The following is a 21,636-nucleotide window of genomic DNA, read 5'->3' as shown; positions in this document are numbered from 1 at the left end:
AGGCTTGACGTTCTCGCCGGCTTGGATCAATCGGAGTTGCCACGTCCCGACCGTCGGGGCGGGGATGGTCTGATTCTGCAAGGAAACAACATTGGTCTCGCAGGACTTATGGATACGGCCGTTGCGGGACGTCCCGCTGATCAAGCCAGGCGAAGATCTGGCCGGGATCATTCTTGCGTCGATCGGGAAGGCAGGCTGGTCGTTACAGGACGGTGACGTTCTCGTGATCGCCCAGAAGATCGTCTCGAAAGCGGAAAATCGCATTGTCGACCTCGCTGGCGTGATCCCTTCGCCGCGCGCCCTCGAATTGGCCGCCGAAGTGCAGAAGGATGCAAGGCTCGTCGAACTGATCCTGTCGGAATCGAAAGCCGTCATTCGGCAGCGTCCCGGTGTTCTGATCGTCGAGCACAGGCTTGGATTCGTCATGGCCAATGCCGGAATAGACCGCTCCAATGTCGACGGCGCGGATCACGCGCTGCTTCTTCCGCTCGATCCGGATCGCTCTGCGCGTGCGATCCGGCGCGAGATATCGACGCGGACAAAGGTCGATGTCGGCGTGCTGGTCATCGATAGTTTTGGCCGTGCCTGGCGCAACGGGACCATCGGTACGGCGATCGGCGCGAGTGGTATACCGACGCTGCTCGACTTGAGAGGCCGTCCGGATCTTCATGGACGACCGCTTGAGACCACCGAAGTCGGCTGGGCGGACGAATTGGCGGCGGCAGCTTCATTGATGATGGGACAGGCCGGCGAGGGCCGGCCGGTCGTGCTGGTTCGTGGCGTCACGGAAACCGGCGAAGGCCCTGTTGCGGATTTGGTGCGGCCAAAGGAAAAGGATTTGTTCAGGTGAACACGTCGAACCGACGGATCGTGGCGCTGGCCGGCGGCGTTGGCGGAGCCAAGCTCGCGGATGGTCTTGCGCAATTGCTTGGCGATCGCCTCGTCGTGGTGGTCAACACCGGAGACGACTTCGAACATCTTGGCCTGCATATCTCGCCCGACCTCGATACGGTCATGTATACGCTCGCCGGCATCGCCAACAAGGAACAGGGCTGGGGGCTGAGCGGAGAGAGCTGGACCTTCATGGAGCAAGTCGCCCGCCTCGGCGGTCCGGACTGGTTTCGCCTCGGCGACCGCGATATCGCCACCCATGCGATACGGACCGGCCGCTTGCGGGCCGGGGATACGTTGACGGCCATTACCGCCGACCTTTGCCGCGCGCTCGGGATTTCATCGCAACTGCTTCCGATGTCGGACGACCCGGTGCGGACGACAATTCATAGCCGCGGTCGCGCATTGCCGTTCCAGGATTACTTCGTCCGCTTGCGCTGCGATGTTCCGGTCGAGCGTCTTTCGTTCGAAGGTGCTGCGGCCGCGCGCCTCAATCCGCTCGTTGATGCGATGCGGGGCGATGAAGCGCCCGAAGCGATCATCCTTTGTCCGTCAAATCCCTATCTCAGCATCGATCCGATCCTGTCCGTGCCGGCGATGCGTGGCTGGATCAAGGCTACCGGCGCGCCGGTCATCGCCGTATCGCCGATCGTTGGGGGGGCGGCGATCAAGGGACCGGCAGCCAAGATCATGCAGGAACTCGACGTGCAGCCCTCGGCCGCCAGCGTCGCCGCTCATTATCGCGGTCTGATCGATGGCCTCGTGATCGACACGGTCGACGATTTTCACGCCGCCGACATCCAGGCGATGGGAATCGCAACAAATGTCACGGGCACCGTCATGCGCTCGATCGATGATCGAAAGACCCTCGCGGAGAGTTGCCTGGCGTTCTTGCAGGCGGTCAGGAGCCGAGCCAGGTGATTATACTGATCCCCTGCAAGAGTCTCGATCAGGGCAAGTCCCGGCTCGCGACCGCCCTGGATGTCCACGCACGGCGTGCCCTGTGCGAATTCCTGCTGTGCCGGACGCTGGCGATGGCCTGCACTCTTGTTGCTCCGGATCAGGTCTATCTCGTCACTGCCGACCCGAACGCCGTCGAAATTGCAGGCCGGTACGGCGCTTCAGTCCTTGCCGATTCCAGCCTCGATCTCAATCGTGCGCTTGAGGAGGCGCGTGCGGCGATCATCGCCCGGCATGCGGACGTGGAGGGCCTGCTGATCATGCCCATCGACTTGCCGCTTTCCACCTCTCATTCGCTTTCATCCGTCGTGTCGGCTCCCGGAGATATCGTCATTGTACCTGACGAGAGCGAAACCGGAACCAATCTTCTGTTTCTACGGCAGACGGCGGCCGGTACATTCCAGTTTCGATTTGGTCCGAACAGTTACCAGGCCCATTGTCGCCTGGCCAAAGAGGCCCGCCTGACGCTGCGGGCCGTTCGCGACGGCACGCTCTCGTTCGATATCGATCTTCCCGAACAGCTTTGGCGATGGCTGCCTCATTTGCAAGACGGGTTCGCCGCGACCATGCATATGGCAGGTTAATTCCGGGTAGCAATACAATCTCTAGTGTATGCGGCAGGCGTTGGTAATTTTGGGACGGTCAAGGCAATAAGCCAGCCTCCGTAAAATCCCCTAGGGAAAACATCCAAATTTCTCAAGGCGGATGTCCTGGTCAATGTTCCAGACAACATTCGTTGACAGAGGAGCCCGCCATGCTGAACTACGCTGCCGCAACCGGTCCCGCCCGCTTCGCCGCGCCGCCGTACGTGCTGTTCAATATCGATGAGCCGCGCGGCCCGACGGGAACCGTGATGCGGTTCGCCAGAAACAGCGAGATTTACGGCGAGGACGAGGCTGCGGAATATTTTTATCAGGTCATCTCGGGCGCGGTGCGCGCCTACAAGATTCTGGACGATGGCCGGCGCCAGATAAGCGCCTTCTATCTCCCGGGCGACATTTTCGGGCTGGAGGCAGGCGACGAATATACCTCGTCGGCCGACGCCATCGCCGACTCCCACGTCAATGCCATCAAGCGCAGCACGGTGTTGGCCCAGGCCGACCAGGACCGGTCGGTGGTACGGCAGCTTTGGTCCTTGACCAGCCAGGAGCTTGCCCGGGTTCAGAATCGCGCGCTGCTCCTGATCAAGACCGCCGAAGAGCGCGTTGCCGGCTTTCTCCTTGAAATGGCGCGCCGCGCCGCCACCGCGACGACGGTACAATTGCCGATGTGCCGCCGGGATATTGCGGACTATCTCGGCCTGACCATCGAAACCGTCTCCCGCACCCTGACGCAGTTCGAGCACGCGGGTCTGATCGCTTTGCCGGCATCGCGCCGTGTCGAGCTGCGCGATCGCGCGGCGCTCAACCGTATGAATTCCTGATCCGGCGCGCGGGAACGAACTAGCCCGGACGTGAACCGAATTCAGGCGGTCATCCACGCAAAAAATCTGTTTCCCGTCGGCAAGTCAGTCTTTGCGAACCGTTTGGATTAAAAGCCGCAACCACAACCGAGATGCCCATGAAAGTCGCGATATTTGGCAACCAGAAATTCGAAGTCGACTTCCTCCTCCAGGCAAATGCCCGGTTTCACCACGATCTTGTCTTCTTCAAGGAAGGCCTGCATGCCGGAACGGCATCGATGGTGAAGGGCTTTCCTGCCGTTTCCACGTTCCCGGCGGATGATCTTGACGCGGACACGCTTGCTGCCCTGGCGGAAGGGGGCACCCGCCTCATCGCATTGCGGTCGGCCGGCTACAATAATGTGGATCTGGACGCGGCCAGGAAGGTCGGCATTTCGGTCATGCGGGTGCCGGCATATGCGCCGTCGGCGATTGCCGAGCACGCGGTGGCGTTGATGCTGACGTTGAACCGTCATATTCACAAGGCCTATAATCGCGTGCGCGAGGGCAATTTCGATCTCAACGGCCTCGTCGGATTTAACATGACCGGCAAGACCGTAGGCATTGTCGGCACCGGCAAGATCGGGACCGCGCTGGCGCGAATTATGAAGGGATTCGGGTGCGAAATGCTGGCTTACGACGTGTACCGTCAGCCCGACTGTATCGAACTGGGGGTGCGATATGTCGATTTCGCCGAGCTGATGTCCAAATCGGATATTGTCTCGCTGCATTGTCCCCTGACCGCGCAAACGCGACACCTCGTCAACGGGAAAATGCTTGGTCTGATGAAGCCCGGTTCGATGCTTATCAATACGGCCCGCGGCGGAGTCGTCGATACCGCCGCCGTTATCGACAGCCTGAAGAGTGCCAGTGGGCTCGAATATTTCGGCATGGACGTTTACGAGGAAGAGGGCGGTTTGTTCTTTTCGGATCGATCCCTGACCATTATCAAGGACGATGCCTTCGAAAGGCTGACCACGATGCCGAACGTTGTCATTACGGGACATCAGGCTTTTCTCACCCGGGAAGCACTGACTGAAATAGCCGAGATTACGCTTGAAAACATCAGCAGTTTCGAAGCGGGCCGCCCGAAGCAGGAAAATCTGATAAGCGCGTGATGGGATATCGGACAAACGGCGACAGGTTTCAGCATAAATGAGCTGGCTGCTGCTGTCGTTCCTGGGGCCCATTCTATGGGCCGCATCCACCCATCTGGATAAGTACCTCGTCGAGCGGTACTTCAAGACAAGTAACGTCGGCACCCTCCTGATATTGACCGCCTGCATCAGCGCGCTGGCGTTGCCGATTATCTGGTCTCTGAGCAGGACGGTCGTCGATATCGATGCCGCCAGCGCGGCCTGTCTGGTTACGGCCGGCGCGCTCTACATGGCAGCCATGCTGTTCTACCTTCGGGCGTTGCAGATCGAGGATGCCTCGCTGGTCGCGGTGTTCTTTCAGGCCGGCCCCTTGTTCGGCTATGCCCTCGGCTACTTTATTCTGGATGAACACCTATCCCATTCCCAGATGGCGGGTGGCCTGTTGACGATTTGCGGCGTCGCGGTCGCATCGCTCAACACACGCTCGGCAGGACGGAAATTCAATGCGCGCCTTGTTGTCCTGATGCTGGCCTGCAGTCTGGTCGCTTCGATCAGTTCGCTGTTATTCAAGGTCGTCGCCATTCATGAGGCATTTTGGCCGAGTACGTTCTGGACGTATGCCGGAGAAGCGCTGTTTGGGCTGTTTCTGCTGTCGTTCCGGTCCGACAGGCAGCAGTTTCTTCGCCTGGTCAAATCGAGCCCCGGTTTCGTCATTTCCATCAATGCTCTTAATGAGCTGATCAACCTGATTGGCTCGCTGGCGATGCGGTATGCGCTCGTCCTCGCGCCCCTTAGCCTGGTGCAGGCCATCAGCAGCACGACCACGCTGTTTGTTTTCGCCTTTGCGGTCATCCTGTCGGTTTTTCACCTGACCGCCGCACAGGAGCGCCTGGACCGCCGTGAGCTGATACAGAAAGGCTGTGCCGCCATGCTCGTCGCGGCCGGGGTCGCCCTCATCGGGCGCTAGTTCGGCGTCGACGAATTCCACTCACATGGTTGCGGCAGATCAATTTCGTCATCCGCTAAAATCCTATTATGTTAATGATCGTCCGAGACCGGCTTTTCTCGGCAAACGCGGAACGCGCCTCCGTGAAGATCATGCCAAGCAAAAACATAGAGCTGGATGACGATCCAAAGAAAAGTCATGCCGCTTCGTGAGGCCGGTCAAATTTGGCACGGCCGGATTGACGAGTTCTAATTTGACGAGTCCCGAGAATTTTATGAAACATCTGATCGTTGTCTCGCACCCCTCCGAAAGCAGCTTCACGATGACGCTGGCGCGGGCTTATGCGGATGAATTACAGTCATTGAACCAGGATTTTCAGTTTCGAGATCTGTATCGCGACAGGTTCGACCCGCTGCTTACCGCGGCCGAATTGAACGCGACGAACGTGGCGCCGCGCGTCGCCAATGACGTGTCGAGAGCGCAAGACGATATTCGCGACGCCGATGTTCTCGCGATATTTTATCCGCTCTGGTGGCTATCGATGCCGGCCATGATGAAAGGCTATATCGACCGCGTGTTCGCCCGCGGGTTTGCCTATGAATCAAACAGCGGGATCGTCCGGGGCCTGTTATCTGCAAAGAAGTGCGTGCTGGTGACCATGTCCGGCGCTCCCATGTCCGTTCTCGCGAACAGCGGCGGCTGGAATGCCGTCGAGGCGCTGCAGGATAAGCACATCTTTCGCTCGTCGGGCTTTGAGTTGCTGGAGCATATCCATTTCGATCATATTCAGCCGGATTTGCCGAAACCCTCGCTCGATGACCATCTTGCCCGGATTCGATTGTGCGCGCGCACCCATTTCGCCAGCTGATAGAAACGGCCAAATATGCCTGCAAGTTTACTGGAGTCGATTGGCATCTTATTGCTGCGAAAAACGTCGAGGTCCGCTTCTGAAATCAGAAACGGACCTTGGGCTATTTGCATCTAACATCAAACAGTCGCCATCATCGTCCTGGATGCCCGATTCGGCAAGGCTTAGGCTGGCGGCACATTGACAACAAGCGTCAGTGCTCCGCGGCGGCGTTCGAAACTCAGGCCTTTGCAGCCTGGTCCTCATATTGCTGCAGGGCTTCGAAGGCTTCGCAGGCATACATCAAGGCCGGCCCTCCGCCCATCATGATGGCGACACCCAGCGTTTCCAGGACTTCGCCGCGGGTGGCGCCCGCTTTCAGCGCATCATGGACATGATAGGCAATGCAGTCCTCGCAATGGATGGCAACCGCAATAGCCAGCGCCATCAGCTCCTTGACCTTGCTGCCGAGCGTTCCGGGAGCGGTGGCTTCCTTGTGCAAATGAGCGAAGCCGGCGGTTGCCCCCGGTAGCTCTCGGCTCAATTTCCCTAGCATAACTTGCAGATCATGGAACTTTGCCGGAAAGTCACTGCTCATTTTTCTCGTCCTTCTTGATGCTCATTTTTCAGGATTTGATATCGACTCATTGAAGTGCTCGCAGAGGCGGCGGCGTCCTGTCGTTGCCGAAAACGCCCCTGTGATCGCGACTCGGGGGCAAGCCGTGCAGCGGACGGGAATCCGCTACACGGCTCGGCTTTACGACGCCTTCCGAACTGCCGTTCCGGTTTCCCGGATGAACAGCGCCAGAATGATGGCAACGACGATCGATATGATGCCGACCACGCCGCCCTTGACGAACACGTCCAGCGTCAATGCGCCGCCGCCGGCGAGCTTTTGCAGGAGCCAGCCATAGGCGGGCGCGACGAATGCACTCATCACGAAAACGATGAAGTTGATGGCGCCGGTCGCGCTGCCCTTCACTTCGTCCGGATTGACTTCCTTGATGATGCTGTAGGGGATCATCGCCGCACCGGATCCGAAGCCGAGCAGGAAGCCGAGAAGATAGGGCGGCAGCGAATTGGCGGGCAGATAGAGGATCGCCAGGGTGGCGGCGAGCATGATCGCCATTCCCGCCATTAGAACCGGCTTCCGGCGTCCCATGCGGTCGGCGATATAGCCCAGCACCGGACAGCCGATCACCCAGCCGAGCGGCACCATCGAAGCGCGGTTGACCGCCTCGGCATAATCAATATGCCAGCCATCGCGCAGGAACGAGACGCCCCAGATCATGTCGCCGACCGTTGTCGGCAGGAACAGCAGACCAGCACAAATGCCGCACAGGTAGGATTGCGGGTTGGTCAGCACCGTCTTGTATGGATCGAACATGTGCCAAATGCTGGTCTTGGAACGTTCGGCGAGATCCTGGCGCGGCGTCACGAACAGCATCGCAAATGCGATGATCACCGTCAGGATGCCCGCATAGATCCAGAATTGTTGCCAGTTTATCGGGCCATGAACGAGAGGCGCGACAACGAATTGTCCGGCCGATCCGCCCAGCATGCCGAAGCATTGGGTAAAGCCTACCGCAGTAGCGAGATAGCGTGCCGGAAAACCGTGGGTGGCGAGATAGACGGCTCCGACGAACGCGAACGCCGCGCCCGCGCCCTGCAGAAGACGGCCTACGGAGGCGGCCCAGCTAATGCCGAGGCCGAACATCACGATTCCGACAGCGAGCAGAACCGCGCCGATCGGGATCGAATATTTCGCTCCCCAGCGGTCCAGCGACGCGCCGGCGATAATCGCGAATGTCGAGTAGGTGTAATAGTAAAGTCCGAGAAGAGAGCTGACCCCAAGGGTGGTCAGCCCGAATGCCGTGGTGAGTTCCGGCAGCATCACGCTGGGCGCCGAGCGCACCGCATATTGCATGAAGTAGAACAGCAAACAGAAAAGCCACGCAGCCACAAACGCAAAATGAAAGCCGCTGATCACAGGCGTCTTTCGCTGGGCCGCTGCCGTTGAAACAGCCTGAATAGACATTACTAAGCTCCCATTTGGGCGTTGTTCGATCTATTAAGCCTATGGGGAGCGTAGGGGCGGGTCTTGATTTATCTCAAGCCGCTATCGATTCCGCGAGTTGCCGGCGCGTAATTCACTCTCTCTGGGGCAGAGCGAGATCTCTTTCGTCAAATTGGAGATATTCCGGGTGAATTCGGTTCAACGCTGCCGCGTTGCAGCAGGACATCGATGTTGACGTCGCCGATCATCGGTGCGCGGTCGAATTTCGACCCCCGCATGGCAGCGGATGAGGTGCATTCGCCCGTATATCGTTGTTGCTATGTCTTGATTGGAGCCACGAACAATGAAATGTCAGCGACAAAGACCGCCAATTTATAATTCAGAAAATAACAATTCAGCGGATCAAAAGGTTTGATGACAATAAGATATCGCCATCATTTTTCATACTTATGGAGGCGCTTTAATGCCTCGCGCACGTCATCGTCTTCAAGCGCATCCTCAGTCGCACGTTCCTTGCCTGTGTCAGGACGTTCTGCCTCGGCAAGAATGTCAATATTCTTGGAATCTTTTCGAATGGCTTTTTTCGGCTGGCTATTGATCATGTTCCGCTCCTCCATTCCGATCCTTGGAATGTAAAGGCTCTTGATCATGGCCGGTGTTGAGCGAGATCAATTTTTCGCGCTAAAGCAGGACGGTTTTTGGTTGAATCGATTTTCCCGCATGTTCCATTCGCCTGTCGCGATGGGAGAGGTGAACTTCCGATGCCATCCACTTATCACGCTTTAGCTTCGGAAAATTCGCACGGATCGACGGCCTGCGTTATCCGTGCCGCCCTTCAACTCGCCTTGGCGGCATAGGTCGGCTCGAGTCGCGAGCGAAGGAACTCGGCGCCGGTGATCGGGGCGTATTTGGCCGGGCGTTCCGGGCTGATGCAGGTCGGCAAACAGGCCACCATCGCGTCCGGATTGGGATCGAGGAAGAAGGCGACGGAGTAGCGATCGGCGCCCGGCGGGCTGACGACCTTGTGCGGCGTCGAAACGTAGACGTCGTTCGACCATCGCATCAGGCAATCGCCGATGTTGCAGACGAAGGCATCGGGTATGACCGGCGCGTCAAGCCAGCGGCCGGAGCGGTCCTGCACCATCAGGCCGCCGATGGCATCGGTCGCGAGCAGCGTGACGTTGCCATAATCGGTATGAACGCCCGCGCCGAGTTGTCCGTCGGACAAGGTCCCCGTCACTGGAGGGTAATGAAGCAAGCGCAGGGTGGCGATCGGCTTGTCGAGCCTGGCCTCGAAGAAATCGGGATCGAGGCCGAGGTCGAGCGCAAATCCACGATGCAGATCGCGCCCCAATCGCCAGACCCGGTTGAAATAGTCGAGCATCGTCTCGCGAAAGCCCGGCACATCCGGCCACAAATTGGCCGCGCGAAACGGCACACGGGCAAGCAGCTCCGGATCGTCGGACGCGAGTTCGAGGCCGATGTTGAAGGCTTCCTTGACGTCGGCAGGCTTGTCCGGATCAAGCGCTTCGCCGCCAAGTCGTATGTAACCGCGATTGCCGCCGGGGCCGCTGAACGAAGCCGCTTCCCGGATCGAAGCCGGCCCGGTGAAGAACGCAGCCGAATGATCGAAGACGCTAGCCCGCAACGCCGGTGGAACGCCATGCCCCGTGATATAAAAGAAACCGACCTCCCGGCAGGCACGGCCCAGGGCCGCTGCGACGGCCCGTGCCTGTTCCGGCGAGCCGTCGATCAGAGCTGCGATATCAATCACGGGAATGGCGCTCATATGCATCTCCTTCGATGATCGCCGATCACCAAGCAATATCCATGCCCCGACTTCTCAGAGCCGGGGCTTGCCGGTCATCGACAGGACGCCGAAACGCCCGGCATGTTGCGCCATCATGTCCGGGATCCTGTTGCCGGGCGGTCGTCTATCGTCGCGAACTGCCCGCGCTTTTTCCAGCAATCATATCGCGACGGGGCTCTCTTACGTTTTCAGAATGTCCGGGTCGGAAAACAATTGCTCGGGCGAAAATTCGGTCGCGATCAGGCCATCTTCCACCATGTAGCGGGTGACGACCTTCAGCATCGCGCGATTCTTTGCCAGTCCAACCGGCCAGTAGTCGTTGCCGAGATGCTGTTCGGCGGAAAGCAGGTTTTCGAGCTGCCACGGCAACATCGTGCAGAGCGCCGCCGAATCGAACAGCCTTTCCCGGGCGATTTTCTGGGCCTGCGCAAAAGCCTGGTAGATGGCCATCATCAGGCCGGGGTTGGCTTCGGCAATCGTCCGCTTGACCGCGATGAGATGCATGGGCGGAAAGATTCCAGTCTTCGAAAAGTAATCGAGCTCCGCCCGCATCGGGTCTTCGAACAAGCGAGTGACCGACGCGGAGGGCCAGGTACTGGGTGCGCGCGCCGTGTACAACGCATCGATTTCGCCCTTCGCCAGCAACACGGCGAGACTCTGGTCGTGTCGCTGCTCGTGCCTGAACCGGTCGGGATAGAACTGCGGGTGTTCGTCGCCGGTGCGGGCTGTCTCCAATCCGCCTGCGACATAAATCGGCGAGGTGCGAGCCAGATCGTAGTGATCCTGAAAGATGCCGCGCAGCCAGACCGCCGCGGCCATGTCGAACACGGGAACGCCGATGCGCTTGCCGGCAAGGTCCGCCGGCTTCCTGATTCCCTTTGCGGCGTTGACGAAGACGTTCGAGAGCCGGAAATGCCGCGAAGGAAATACCGGCACGGCGACATACGGCCGGTCGGGGCGTTCCATGAATCTTAGATAGGACGACAGCGGAAATTCGCAGCAGTCGAAGCTGTGCTCGGTCAATTGCTTGTTGAACAGCGCCTGGACGCCCATCAGCGTCACGTCGGCGGAGACCCCGGCGATCGGCACCTCGCCGCTGGCGATCGGCCTGGTCCGGTCGGAATCGCTAACGCCTATTTTCAGCGGCAACGCGGTCATGACTTTTGTTTCCTTCGACGCTGGGATTGTTGTCGGCCAGCCGCTTCACCAGCACATCCAGAAGCTCCGGCAGGGCGAGCGGGGTCGCGTTGACGCCGCCGCGCGCGTAGATGGCCGTTGCCCGGGGAATATCGACCCGGAGACGGCGCGAAAGACGCTGGATGGCGTTCTTGCAGTCGTCCGGCAGTGGCAGGCAGGCGATTCTGAGGGCGGCGGGGAGATGATCGTTGGCGCCGGTCAGTTCCAGCCGCTTGGTTCCCACCTTCCGCGAGGTGGCGACATGGTGGAAGGCGCGCTCATCCCGCGCCAGCACGAAGCTTCGATGGGTGAGACCCGGGGCGACCCAGGAAATCACATCGGTATAGTTTCGGCCGATCCGGGAGACCACGTTCGCCAATATGCGCGCCATCTCGTTATGCATGGCCGTATACTGCCGCCGTTCCTCGTCGCCCCATTTCCAGCGCGTCGCCGATACGCGGGTCGCGGTCGAGTCGGATCGCCAGGGAGACACCGCGTTCCCCCTGTTTTCGAAAAGTCCGGGATCGTCATAGGCAACGGCGGGAGAGGGTCTCTCGCGAAATTGAGCGATATGCTCATACGGTACGACGGCCATCGGCTCCGAAATGACCATGCGGTGTACGACCGTTCCGCTGTTGTCGACGAGCGGCGATAAATTCAAAACCTCGGGCGAGAATCGCGGTTCGAGCCGCGCTTGCAATTCCTGCGGCAGATAAAGTCGGCCGGTTGGCCGGTATCCTTCGTCCAGCAGCCGCTGGTTGATCGCCAGATGTTCGGAGGAAAAAGGGTAGGGCTTGGTCTTGGTACAGGGCATGAACAGCAGCACGCGACGTTCGCCGCCGGGAAGCTCAGGCTCGTAATCGTTCTGAATGTAATCAAGCCACTCGGCGATGCGGGGATGCGTCAGCGAGTCGACATTGTCCTGCGGAGAGTAAAGGCACAATGTCTCATCGAGCTGAAACGGGCTCTCGATCTTGAGCGCCGATTCGAGCACCCGCTTGGATCGATCTTCAACGCTCACCATGGCCGATCATCCCTGAAAATTCCTGTTGTGGTTTACCGGCGTCGCTGTTGCGGTCCGGGCCGGCGTTCCCCGGGATCGCGGCGGCGGGATCAAGCTCCTGCTCGTTGTAACCGCGCAGCGATTGCAGATGGATATCGGCGTCCTCGACGAACAGCCCGCGGGTAATTCCGGTGACGATCCGGTCAACGCCGAATTTGAGCGCGGAAATACCGGCCGAACCGGCGAGACTCGGCATGGCCGCAAAGGTGTAGCTGAAAATGCTGGCCAGAAACGGCGCCGATCCCTCGGTCTTTTCGGTGAACTGAAAATTGGCAGAAAGATAAGGGTAGTCGCCAAGCAGCGGGTATTCCTCGCCGCGCGGCGGACGATAACGATCCGACCAGCGGGCGATCTTGTCGTGGAAACGCGCCAGCTCAGGTCGGGCCGCGAGGTCGACGGTGAATCCGGTGCCCGCAATCAGAAAATCTAACGACTTTTTTCCGTGCGGCGTGGTGAGTAAAATCTTCCCATCCTCGAAAGCGATGCGTTCAATCGCGCTGTCGAGCCGAACGGAAAAATTCTCATGGCGGGTGCATCTGTCGAACGTGTCCTGCGGGGGCGGCTGGTTCATGTCGAAAATGATCTTCATGAAGCGCCATTTTCGCGCATCGTCCAGATCGCCGAAATGGCGGAGAAAACCCGCAAACTCCATCCACCGGTTCGGATTGACCGTCGGAAGTTTTTTTCTGCGGGCAAAGAGCTCGACGGAAGCGGCGCCATTTTCGAGCGCCATGGCGGCATTGTCGAAGGCGGAGGCTCCGGCGCCGATTACCGCAACGGCCTTGCCGGCGAGCGAACGGAAATCGATCTGCTCCGAGGTGTGGGCGTAGCATTTTCGAGGCAACGGGTTAGCGATCGCGGCCGGCACCGACCAGTGGCCGGATCCTTCGATCCCGGTCGCAAGCACGACCTTGCGCGCCAGCAATGTCTGTATGACGCCGCCGATCTTGGCGTGGACCGCCAGCAGGCCGTCGTCCAGCGGTTCGATGTCGGTGACCTCGGCCTCGTTGCTGACGTCGATGCCGACCGTCTTGCGGACCCACGACAGATAAGCTTGCCACGATTCGCGCGGTATCTTGTTCAGCCCTGCCCAGGATTGCTCGCCGAAACGTGCCTCCCACCAGGCGCGGACCGAGAGGCTGGGAATGCCGAGGTCCGGTCCCGTCACGGCCTTTGGCGTGCGCAGCGTGTGCATGCGGGCAAAGGTCAGCCACGGTCCCTCGAGACCTGCCGGATTCCGGTCGAGCACGCGCACATTGGTTATGCGTTCGCGCAACAGTTTGAATGCGATCGTGGTTCCGCTCTGGCCGCCGCCGACGATGATGACATCATGCACGGCCGTTCCGTTCTGGCTGCGCGGAAGCGTCCAGGGTCGCGCCGGATAGCCGAGGCAATCCAGTTCAAAGCGAACGCGCCGTTCCAGCTCAGTGAGATCGAGATTTTCTTTTTCCGTTGCAGCCATGAGGTCATCCAATCTTCGGCAGGATGCGGCGTTCGATGGCAAGCGGCTCATGCGACATCGATTGAGCAAAGGCCACGACATGCGGTTCCAGCCGGAAGGCGAGGGCACGAGCCTCTCTCGTCGCAGCGGAAATTTTTGCAACGCTCTCGCGGACGCGGCTGCGCAGGTCTGCGGTATCGACCGAAATGACTTTGCGGTCGAGAACCCTGAACACGCCGCCGACCATCACGTCGGTCACCGAGGCCGAATCGGCGGAGGTCACCAGTTGATTGACGGGATCGGTGCCGGGAATGAAATCGACATGGCCCAGGTCGAACAGCGCGAGGTCGGCACAGGCGCCTTGCTCGATCCGGCCGCATGATTCGAGACCCAGAAGCTTCGCGCCGCCCTGGGTCGCAAGCTTGATGACTTCGCCCGCAAGCAGCCAGCCGTCGCGCTCGCCAGTGAATATCCGCGCGCCAAAGGAAGCCAGCCGCATCGCCTGCAACATGCTCAGCGAATCCGAGGAGTTGGCGCCGTCTGTCGCCAGGCCGACATTGATGCCTCGCTCCAGCATCGGCCTGACATGCGCAACGCCGGACCCCAGCCTGAAATTGCTGGCGGGGATATGGGCAATGGAGCAGCCATGTTCGGCAAGCAGGTCGAGATCGCCGTCGTCGAGCCACACGCCATGAGCCGCCGTGAAGCGTGGCCGCAGCATGCCGAAATCGGCGAGATAGCTCACCGCGGAGCGGCCATAGATCTTGCGGGCGACGACCGCTTGCAGCCGCGATTCCGCGATATGCATGTGGATCGGGAGGCCGTGACGATCGGCGATATCCAGGCAGTTCTTAAGAAAGCGCTCGGAGCAGTGATGCGGAATCGTGGGGGCGAGGGCGAGCGTGATGGAATCCGGCATTTCCTGTCGCGTGGCCATGATGGCTTCGACGGCGGCGATGGTGTGGTCTCCGCTCGCCAGATCGAATTTTCCTACGCTATCGCGCAGATCATCCGGCAATGCGTCAGCCAGGCCCGGAATCGATTTGAACAGACTCTGATCGGCGATCATCGGCGCAAGCACCGCGCGCATGCCGGCATCGGCATAAGCTCTCGCCACAGCGGCAAAGCCTTCGGGCGTCGGCCGCGGGAATTCGTAAATCAGGTCGAAGCAGGCGGTGCAGCCTTTTGACAGCATGTCGATCGCGCCGAGCAGCGTCGACAGATAGATTGTCTCGGGATCGCGGGGGCCGGCGAGCCAGGGGCCGTTGGTAAGCGACGCCTCGAGGGTCCAGGCGTCGGCAACGCCCTTCATCAGATTGGCGTGGCTATGGGTGTGGGCGTTCACGAAACCGGGGACGATCAGGCGATCGCTCGCATCGTGCCGCGCGGCGGCAATGGCTGCGAAAGTGCCAGACGCGCCGATCCGGGCGATCTTGCCGTCTTCGATCAACAGATCCTGTCGCTCGGCCTTGCCCGATCGGGGATCCAGCACCAGCCCGCCGCTCAGGAGGACGGCTTCATTGGCCTTCATCGATCCCGCTCCGCGGGATGGGTATCGGTCCAATGACGGGCAATGTCCGAGCGGCTGGCGAACCAGACGCCTTCGTGCTGTGCCGCGAGATCGAGAAATCTCATGATGGCTTCGAACCGCGCCGGCTGGCCCGAAATGCGGCTGTGAAGGCTGACCGTCATCATGCGCGGGTGACGCGCGCCTTCCGCATGGAGCACCCGCAGCGCCGAGGCGAGGTGGTCATAGAAATCATTCGCGGTGCCGAGCTTTGCAGTCGCGAGCCGGTTATCGTTGTTGGTGAAACTGTGGGGAATGATGAGATGCGGCCGTTCGCCGACCTTCACCCAATAGGGCCAGTCATCGGCATAGCTGTCCGAATCGTACAGGAAGCCGCCGTGCTCGACGAGCAGCGCGCGGGTGTTCTGGCTGGGCGAATAGCGGCTCTGCCATCCGGACGGACGACGTCCGATCGCCTGTTCGAGACCGGTGACCGCGTGCGCGATGGCTGTGCGTTCTTCAGCTTCGTTCATCAGAAAATGCCGGACGAAACGGTCGCCGTGACAACAAAGATCGAAACCGGAATCCCTGATCGCCGCGGCGATCTCGGGATTGCGCGCGAGCGCCTGGGCGCAGGCGTTGATCGTGAGCGGCACGCCGCGCGCGCTCATCAGGTCGATGAGGCGCCAGAAGCCTATTCGCGAGCCATATTCGAACAAAGATTCAGCAACGAAATCGCGGCTGCCCGAAGGCACCTCTCCCTGAACGCCGTCGGTCAGGGCTATTTCCGTGGCAGGGTCGCCATCGGGAATGGACGGCTCCGCGCCTTCTTCGACATTGAGAACGATCACCAGCGCCAGCCGTGCGCCGTTCGGCCAGCGCGGATTCGGCGGCGTCCTGCCATAGCCGATGAAATCGCGATCGTTGTTGGCTCTCATCTGGCGAGCGACGCCACCGGCAAGGCATCCCCGATCTTTTTGGCGAGATCCAGCAGCAATTGATCTCCCCGCGGGCCGGCGATGAAGGACAAGCCGACGGGGCAACCGTCAACGGTCACGGCGGGAATGTTGATCTGCGGCAATCGGCACAGGCTCGCTATACAGGTGAGCGCGAGCGTCTTTTCGCGGAACTCGATTTGCGCCGACACCGGTGCATCGCGAAGCGGTGGAAGATCGTGCGCGGTCGGCAGCACCAATACGCCGTCGCTGCCGAGCAGGTTGACCAACCGGTCCGTCAGGGCTTCGCGCCTGATGACCGCGGCGGCGAATTTTTCCGGATCGACGCGCGACGACAGTTCGATGCGTTCCGCCACGGCCTGACTGAGCCTTCGTCCCGGCGTCTTGCCCCAGGCGCCAAGCGTCGACCAGAGGTCGTAGAGCTGAAGCGGCCTGAAGGTCTCCAGCCAGGTTTCGACGCCTTCCGTGAACAGCGTCAGTTCGGTCATGTCTCCAAGCGATCGCGCGGCCGGCAGAAGAGCCGCGCCGATGTCGCGCACCGGGATATCGAACGCGTCGCGCGCGAGCAGCAGCCGCGCCGGCTTGAATTCTTCGATTCCACCGAAATAGATTTCGCCGACGCGCTGCAACGTGGTCGCATCGCGCGCGAGCCAGCCGACGGTGTCGAAGCTCGGCGCCATCGCCATGATCCCGGCCACCGACAACCGGCCATAGGTGGTGCGCAGGCCATAGAGTCCGCAGAAACTCGCCGGCACGCGGATCGAACCGCCGGTGTCGGTGCCGAGCGCGAAGTCGCAAAAACCCGCCGCCACGGCGGAAGCCGAACCGCTGGAAGATCCACCGGGAACGCGGGCCGGTGCCTTGGGATTGATCGGCGTGCCGAAATGCGGATTCATGCCGAACATGCCGCACGCCACCTCGTCGGTATGGGTCTTGCCGATGAGATGCGCGCCGGCCATCAGCGGCGCCAGCACGGCGGGGGCCGTCGCAAGGGCTGGCTCCGCGTCGCGCAGCCGGTCCGGATTGCCCCAGGCTGATTTGTATCCGGCGACGTCCATCAGATCCTTCGCCGCGAATGACAGGTCCGAGAGCGGGCCGGCCTGTTTCAGCCGCAGCGACGATGGACCATGTTCGACGAAGGCCAGACGCCTGATTTCTTCCGGACTGTACATATCGGCTGACTACTCGGCGGCGTCGGAAAGTTTTGGACTGCTACCGGGCAGGCCATAGCTGCCCATGAACTGATCGACGGTGCCCTTCACTTCATCCCAATCGAAGAACCGGAAGGAGTTTCCGCGCGTCACGAGAGGCGCGCCGGAATAGAACATCTCATATTGCAGATGGCGCGAGCCGAACTCGGAGCCGACGGCGTCCCATGCGAGTTTCATCAGCTTGACGCGCTGCTCCGATGTCGCAACCGTCGAGCGCTGCGTCTTGTGAATGATGGCGTTGGTTTCCGGCGTGGCGAAATCGGCATAGGACGACGGGACCATGATCATGCCGCCGCCCGACAGCGAGCGGATCGCCTCGACGACTTCGGGGTAGGTGGTCTGGGCGATGACCTGGGCGGTGCAAAGAATGCTGCGATCCGGAACGTAGAACCCCTGGAACATCTCGCCTTTGATTTCCATCGCGATCACCAGCGCCTCGATGTTGCTGACCTTCGCCGCCAGCAATCCGAGGGTCTCGCGGACCTGGGGATAGTTGATGATGTTGTTGACCTCGGCGATCTTGCGCGCCAGCCCGAGCAGGAACTTCAGTTTCACCGACAGCCGGACGATGCACTGGTAGTTCTGGAAAACATGAGCCCTGGTGTCGTGCCACTGGGCTTGCGCCATCTTCAGGTCCTTGAAGACGAAGACGCGGTCCCACGGGATCTTCACATCGTCGAAATGAACGACGGCGTCGTTCTCGTCGAACCTGGACGAAAGCGGGTAATCGAATTGGGAGGTCGCGTTTTGCTCGTAGCTGCGCCGGGACATCAAGGTGAGGCCCTTGGCGCCCAGCGGAACGACGGCGGTGAAGGCGTAGGCTTCGTCTCCGGCCTGCAACGACTGGAATCCCGACACCAGCAACTCATTGGCCATGATGCCGCTGGTCGCCAGCATTTTCGCGCCGCGAATGGTGATGCCTGTGGAGTCCTCGTCGACGACGGACGCCACCAGATGCGGGTCGGGTTGGCCGCCGGCCGATCTGGCCTTGTCCGATTGCGGGTTGATGATGACGTAGGACAGGAAAAGGTCGTTGTCCCGCGCATATTGGAAATAGGATTCCAGAGCGGCGGCGCGGGCGGGATTGTAGTCGCGGAAGGCTGCAAGCCCCATCCGAAAACCGGCCAATGTGGATGCGACATGGTCCGGCGACCGGCCGAACATGCCGCAGGACAGCGCGGACCATTTTTCGATCGCCTGACGGCGCCTGACGAGATCCCCGTAGGTCTTCGGAAGCAGCCAAGCCAAATTCACCCGCTCGCCGCTGGTCGGCGATTGGAACGTCATCTGTTCGAGATTCTCGGGAGCGGCCTGATAGTCGTACAGGCCGGCCGCGGTCTCGACCACGCTGTGAAAGCTGCGGTCGGTCGTAACGTCAGCGACCCTTCGTCCGTCGATATAGATCGTCCGGTCGTCGTGCAGGCTTGAAAGGTAGGCTTTTCCGTCTTTGGCCATGGAGGACTCCGCAAAGCGTGCTGGAATCCGACGCCAGGCATTTACCCATTGCAGCCGGAATTAAGGACGACATTAGGATCGGGGGCGAAACCCGGTCAAGCTGATCGATTGGGCAGCAGTCGTGTCGATATTGGTAGGTTTTTTCGTGTGTTGCATGCAACGTGATTAGCAATTGAGCAAATGGATTTGAAACTTATGCAATTCCACGCCGCGTGGCGGTGGCTCCTGGAGATTTCGTCGAGCTAAATACCCGTCAGGAACGCGGAGGCGGCCTGGCCATGCTCGAAGCGCAGCCGCGCCATATCCATACCGACCGGTACGCCGTCGGTCACGCGCCAATGGCCGCCGATCATCACCCGGTCAGCCCGATGCGCGCCGCACAGCACGAGCGCTGCGATCGGATCACCGGATCCGGAAAACCTCAATTCGTCCAAGGTGAAGCAGGCGAGGTCCGCCTGGCGTCCGACTTCTATTTTGCCGATATCGCGGCGTCCGAGACATTTGGCGGATCCTTCCGTGGCCCAGCGGAGGGCATCCAGATGGGTGACCGAGGACGCGTCGTAAGCCAGACGTCCCAGCAGAAAGGCGTGGCGGACCGCTTCCATCAGGTTCGAACTGTCGTTCGAGGCGGAGCCATCGACGCCGAGGCCGACCGTCACGCCGGCGGCCTCCAACGTTTTGGTCCGGCAGACGCCTGACGACAGCACCATGTTCGAGGTCGGACAGTGGCAAACGCCCATCCGGTGCTTGCCGAGGCGTGCGATCTCCGCATCGTTGAAGTGGATGCCGTGCGCCAGCCAGACCCGTTCGTTCAACCAGCCCACTTCTTCGAGATAGTCGAGCGGCCGGCAGCCAAAGTGATGCAGACAATAATCGTCCTCGTCGCGGGTTTCTCCGAGATGGGTGTGAAGAAGGCAATCGTGCCGCGCGGCGAGATCGGCCGTATCGATCATGAGCTGCTTGGTGACGTTGAAGGGAGCGCATGGCGCCAGGGCGACGCAGCGGAACGAGCCCTCGCTCGGGTCGTGATATCTGGCCAGCACCCGTTCGCAGTCCGCAAGGACCGTGTCGTAGTCCTGCATCAATCGTTCGTCGGCGATGCCGCCGTCCGCGAAACCGAGATTGATTGCGCCCCGTGTCAGCGTGATGCGCATTCCCAATTTCGAAGTTTCCTCGGCCTCGATATCGACGGCGTCGGCCATGTCGTCCGGAAAGACAAACAGATGATCCGAGGCGGTGGTGCAGCCGGAGATCAACAGTTCGGTCAAGGCAACGCGCACCGCGAGACGGAAACTGTCGCGATCGAGATGCGCGCCCCAGATCGGATAAAGCTGCTTCAGCCACGGAAACAGGTTCTTGTTGATGGCGTCCGGATGGGCGCGCGTCAGCGTCTGGAAAAAATGGTGATGCGCGTTGACGAGGCCGGGGATGATGACGTGCCGCCGCGCATCGAATATCTCGTCGCAAGGCGTCGCCGGGCCATCCTGTCCGACAAGCTCGATGATCCTGCCGTCTTCGACGACAAGCCCGCGCTTGCCGCCTTCCGCCAGCATGGCGATCGGATCGCGAATCCAGGTTTTCATGGCGCCGGCTCTGCTAGGAGGGTTTCTTGTGCGCGAGCCAACGGCCTGATTCCGCAGCGAAAAACAGCTCGGATAGCGCGGCGTTGAACACGGCGGGCTCTTCGCTGGTGACGTTGTGGCCGGTGCGCGGGATGACCAGAAGAGCAGCCGTCGGCGCCGTGCGTTTCAGAAAGAAACTGCCTTCAAGGCAGGGCTCGTCCTCGTCACCGACGATCACGAGCAAAGGCGGTGTGAAGCGCTTCAGGTCGGCTTCCATTTCACCCAGCGTCGGCCGCTTGAGCTGTACGCCGAACATGGTGAGCGAGTGGCCCAGGGCGGAATGCTCGCTCAGCATGCGCGCGAATTCGGACCAGCCGCGCGGGTCTTTGTTCTTGTGCGCCTGGCGCATCGGCGCGTCGGCGTATTTTGCCGCCGCCTGTTCGATACCTTCTTCGGCGAACATCTTGCCGGTCTCGGCGGCGTGCTGCTTCATGGCCGCGGCGCGTTCAGCATCCGGAAGCGAACCCCAGCCGCATCCGGCGGCCACCACCGAGATGCAGCGTTGCGGCGAATGGATGCCGAAATGCAGCGCGGTGTAGCCGCCCATCGAGTGACCGACGATATGCGCCTTTTCGATCCCCAATCCGTCGAGAACAGCGGCGATGTCGTCGCGCGCGATGTCCTGGCTGTAACGCGCGGGATCCTCCGGTATGTCCGACGGCGGATAGCCGCGCTGGCTGAACGTGATGCATCGATGCGAGCGCGCGAAAAACCGCAGTTGCGGCTCCCAGGTGCGGTAGTCGCCAGCGAATTCGTGGACGAAAACGACCGCGCTGCCGGTCCCGATTTCTTCGTAATATAGCTTAACGCCGTCAGGCGCCTGAACGTAAGGCATTCCATCTCCTTAGACCCGGAAGCATTTTCGGAGCAAGGAGGATGCCAGTTGATGCGTTCTGCTTCTGCCCCTGGCACGACGGCGAAGCGCGCATGATGGGGCGAGATGCCTATGCGTGCTTGCGTCCCGATACTTTATAGCTGTGCCATTATATATGGGCCGTCTGCGAAGCCGCCTCGGACTAAGCAAATTACGACGCGGATTTTCCGCCAAAGCCGGGAGAGGTGCCGCGACGGCGGCGGCTTGCTAATTGATCGCAACAGCCGGATCTGCTCCCGGAGGTATTTTTAGCTTCCCCCGGCCGTGAATCGGGGCGTCGGTCACGGATTCCGGCTTCCAATGGACGCCATCCGCCGAAATT

General features: G+C 60.6%; 20 protein-coding genes. 7 read left to right on the top strand and 13 right to left on the bottom strand.

Annotated elements, in window-relative coordinates; all coding sequences use genetic code 11:
* Positions 1-121: 121 nt before the first annotated feature.
* The 7 genes from cofE (at position 122) to HB630_RS08750 (ending at position 6,203) form a co-directional block, all read left to right on the top strand.
* Positions 122-850: a coenzyme F420-0:L-glutamate ligase gene (gene cofE, locus HB630_RS08780; RefSeq protein WP_249780730.1), complete on the top strand. Its 729-nt coding sequence runs from the start codon at positions 122-124 to the stop codon at positions 848-850.
* Complete coding sequence (gene cofD / locus HB630_RS08775; protein ID WP_213771796.1) at positions 847-1,812, top strand: 2-phospho-L-lactate transferase; 966 nt, start codon at positions 847-849, stop codon at positions 1,810-1,812. The genes cofE and cofD overlap by 4 nt, the downstream gene beginning before the upstream one ends.
* On the top strand, positions 1,809-2,435 hold the full coding sequence (gene cofC, locus HB630_RS08770; protein ID WP_213771794.1) for a 2-phospho-L-lactate guanylyltransferase: 627 nt from the start codon (positions 1,809-1,811) through the stop codon (positions 2,433-2,435). Before cofD ends, cofC begins: the two co-directional genes overlap by 4 nt.
* Before the next feature lie 170 nt (positions 2,436-2,605).
* Entirely contained in the window at positions 2,606-3,274 is a 669-nt protein-coding gene (locus HB630_RS08765; RefSeq protein ID WP_213771793.1) for a helix-turn-helix domain-containing protein, read from the top strand.
* Between the two features lie 137 nt (positions 3,275-3,411).
* A complete protein-coding gene (locus HB630_RS08760; RefSeq protein WP_213771791.1) occupies positions 3,412-4,410 on the top strand; it encodes a 2-hydroxyacid dehydrogenase in 999 nt (332 codons plus the stop codon).
* A gap of 37 nt (positions 4,411-4,447) precedes the next feature.
* The gene (locus HB630_RS08755; RefSeq protein ID WP_213771789.1) at positions 4,448-5,356 is read left to right on the top strand and encodes a DMT family transporter; all 909 of its coding nucleotides are present in this window, start codon (positions 4,448-4,450) and stop codon (positions 5,354-5,356) included.
* A gap of 253 nt (positions 5,357-5,609) precedes the next feature.
* Positions 5,610-6,203, top strand: a complete 594-nt coding sequence (locus tag HB630_RS08750) for an NAD(P)H-dependent oxidoreductase (RefSeq protein ID WP_213771787.1) — start codon at positions 5,610-5,612, stop codon at positions 6,201-6,203.
* A 220-nt stretch (positions 6,204-6,423) separates the two neighbouring features.
* Here the strand turns inward: HB630_RS08750 and HB630_RS08745 are convergent, their stop codons facing one another.
* From HB630_RS08745 to HB630_RS08685, 13 genes are all read right to left on the bottom strand, one after another.
* A complete protein-coding gene (locus HB630_RS08745) occupies positions 6,424-6,726 on the bottom strand; it encodes a carboxymuconolactone decarboxylase family protein (RefSeq protein ID WP_249780728.1) in 303 nt (100 codons plus the stop codon).
* Between the two features lie 213 nt (positions 6,727-6,939).
* Positions 6,940-8,220 (bottom strand): MFS transporter, encoded by a 1,281-nt coding sequence (locus HB630_RS08740; RefSeq protein ID WP_213771783.1) that lies wholly within the window; start codon positions 8,218-8,220, stop codon positions 6,940-6,942.
* Between the two features lie 413 nt (positions 8,221-8,633).
* Positions 8,634-8,801: a hypothetical protein gene (locus HB630_RS08735; RefSeq protein ID WP_213771781.1), complete on the bottom strand. Its 168-nt coding sequence runs from the start codon at positions 8,799-8,801 to the stop codon at positions 8,634-8,636.
* A gap of 233 nt (positions 8,802-9,034) precedes the next feature.
* The gene (locus tag HB630_RS08730) at positions 9,035-9,988 is read right to left on the bottom strand and encodes a 2-oxoglutarate and iron-dependent oxygenase domain-containing protein (protein ID WP_213771779.1); all 954 of its coding nucleotides are present in this window, start codon (positions 9,986-9,988) and stop codon (positions 9,035-9,037) included.
* Between the two features lie 201 nt (positions 9,989-10,189).
* Positions 10,190-11,167 carry an ABC transporter substrate-binding protein gene (locus tag HB630_RS08725; RefSeq protein WP_213771777.1) on the bottom strand — a complete coding sequence of 326 codons (978 nt, stop codon included), beginning with the start codon at positions 11,165-11,167 and terminating at the stop codon, positions 10,190-10,192.
* Positions 11,136-12,209: a hypothetical protein gene (locus HB630_RS08720; RefSeq protein WP_213771776.1), complete on the bottom strand. Its 1,074-nt coding sequence runs from the start codon at positions 12,207-12,209 to the stop codon at positions 11,136-11,138. Before HB630_RS08720 ends, HB630_RS08725 begins: the two co-directional genes overlap by 32 nt.
* Complete coding sequence (locus HB630_RS08715; RefSeq protein WP_213771774.1) at positions 12,196-13,710, bottom strand: NAD(P)/FAD-dependent oxidoreductase; 1,515 nt, start codon at positions 13,708-13,710, stop codon at positions 12,196-12,198. Before HB630_RS08715 ends, HB630_RS08720 begins: the two co-directional genes overlap by 14 nt.
* Positions 13,711-13,714: 4 nt before the next feature.
* Positions 13,715-15,220, bottom strand: a complete 1,506-nt coding sequence (locus HB630_RS08710) for an amidohydrolase family protein (RefSeq protein ID WP_213771772.1) — start codon at positions 15,218-15,220, stop codon at positions 13,715-13,717.
* Positions 15,217-16,134 (bottom strand): polysaccharide deacetylase family protein, encoded by a 918-nt coding sequence (locus HB630_RS08705; protein ID WP_249780727.1) that lies wholly within the window; start codon positions 16,132-16,134, stop codon positions 15,217-15,219. The genes HB630_RS08710 and HB630_RS08705 overlap by 4 nt, the downstream gene beginning before the upstream one ends.
* Complete coding sequence (locus HB630_RS08700; protein ID WP_213771770.1) at positions 16,131-17,324, bottom strand: amidase; 1,194 nt, start codon at positions 17,322-17,324, stop codon at positions 16,131-16,133. Before HB630_RS08700 ends, HB630_RS08705 begins: the two co-directional genes overlap by 4 nt.
* Before the next feature lie 9 nt (positions 17,325-17,333).
* A complete protein-coding gene (locus tag HB630_RS08695) occupies positions 17,334-18,818 on the bottom strand; it encodes a 4-hydroxyphenylacetate 3-hydroxylase N-terminal domain-containing protein (protein ID WP_213771769.1) in 1,485 nt (494 codons plus the stop codon).
* Positions 18,819-19,060: 242 nt separating this feature from the next.
* Positions 19,061-20,401: an 8-oxoguanine deaminase gene (locus HB630_RS08690; protein WP_213771766.1), complete on the bottom strand. Its 1,341-nt coding sequence runs from the start codon at positions 20,399-20,401 to the stop codon at positions 19,061-19,063.
* A 13-nt stretch (positions 20,402-20,414) separates the two neighbouring features.
* Positions 20,415-21,275, bottom strand: a complete 861-nt coding sequence (locus HB630_RS08685; RefSeq protein ID WP_213771764.1) for an alpha/beta hydrolase — start codon at positions 21,273-21,275, stop codon at positions 20,415-20,417.
* Between the last annotated feature and the right edge of the window lie 361 nt (positions 21,276-21,636).

It is taken from the genome of Bradyrhizobium sp. dw_78 (assembly GCF_018449525.1).
Classification (GTDB): Bacteria; Pseudomonadota; Alphaproteobacteria; order Rhizobiales; family Xanthobacteraceae; genus Bradyrhizobium.
Note: the sequence above shows the minus strand (reverse complement) of the source record. Positions and strands in the feature narration are given on the sequence as shown.

What these genes read in the sequence shown, in the direction of transcription:
- HB630_RS08685 (WP_213771764.1), bottom strand. Translation starts at nt 21,275, where the DNA reads ATGCCTTACGTTCAGGCGCCTGACGGCGTTAAGCTATATTACGAAGAA.
- HB630_RS08755 (WP_213771789.1), top strand. Translation starts at nt 4,448, where the DNA reads ATGAGCTGGCTGCTGCTGTCGTTCCTGGGGCCCATTCTATGGGCCGCA.
- HB630_RS08740 (WP_213771783.1), bottom strand. Translation starts at nt 8,220, where the DNA reads ATGTCTATTCAGGCTGTTTCAACGGCAGCGGCCCAGCGAAAGACGCCT.
- HB630_RS08720 (WP_213771776.1), bottom strand. Translation starts at nt 12,209, where the DNA reads ATGGTGAGCGTTGAAGATCGATCCAAGCGGGTGCTCGAATCGGCGCTC.
- HB630_RS08710 (WP_213771772.1), bottom strand. Translation starts at nt 15,220, where the DNA reads ATGAAGGCCAATGAAGCCGTCCTCCTGAGCGGCGGGCTGGTGCTGGAT.
- HB630_RS08765 (WP_213771793.1), top strand. Translation starts at nt 2,606, where the DNA reads ATGCTGAACTACGCTGCCGCAACCGGTCCCGCCCGCTTCGCCGCGCCG.
- HB630_RS08690 (WP_213771766.1), bottom strand. Translation starts at nt 20,401, where the DNA reads ATGAAAACCTGGATTCGCGATCCGATCGCCATGCTGGCGGAAGGCGGC.
- HB630_RS08760 (WP_213771791.1), top strand. Translation starts at nt 3,412, where the DNA reads ATGAAAGTCGCGATATTTGGCAACCAGAAATTCGAAGTCGACTTCCTC.
- HB630_RS08715 (WP_213771774.1), bottom strand. Translation starts at nt 13,710, where the DNA reads ATGGCTGCAACGGAAAAAGAAAATCTCGATCTCACTGAGCTGGAACGG.
- HB630_RS08700 (WP_213771770.1), bottom strand. Translation starts at nt 17,324, where the DNA reads ATGTACAGTCCGGAAGAAATCAGGCGTCTGGCCTTCGTCGAACATGGT.
- HB630_RS08705 (WP_249780727.1), bottom strand. Translation starts at nt 16,134, where the DNA reads ATGAGAGCCAACAACGATCGCGATTTCATCGGCTATGGCAGGACGCCG.
- HB630_RS08730 (WP_213771779.1), bottom strand. Translation starts at nt 9,988, where the DNA reads ATGAGCGCCATTCCCGTGATTGATATCGCAGCTCTGATCGACGGCTCG.
- HB630_RS08735 (WP_213771781.1), bottom strand. Translation starts at nt 8,801, where the DNA reads ATGATCAATAGCCAGCCGAAAAAAGCCATTCGAAAAGATTCCAAGAAT.
- HB630_RS08725 (WP_213771777.1), bottom strand. Translation starts at nt 11,167, where the DNA reads ATGACCGCGTTGCCGCTGAAAATAGGCGTTAGCGATTCCGACCGGACC.
- HB630_RS08695 (WP_213771769.1), bottom strand. Translation starts at nt 18,818, where the DNA reads ATGGCCAAAGACGGAAAAGCCTACCTTTCAAGCCTGCACGACGACCGG.
- HB630_RS08750 (WP_213771787.1), top strand. Translation starts at nt 5,610, where the DNA reads ATGAAACATCTGATCGTTGTCTCGCACCCCTCCGAAAGCAGCTTCACG.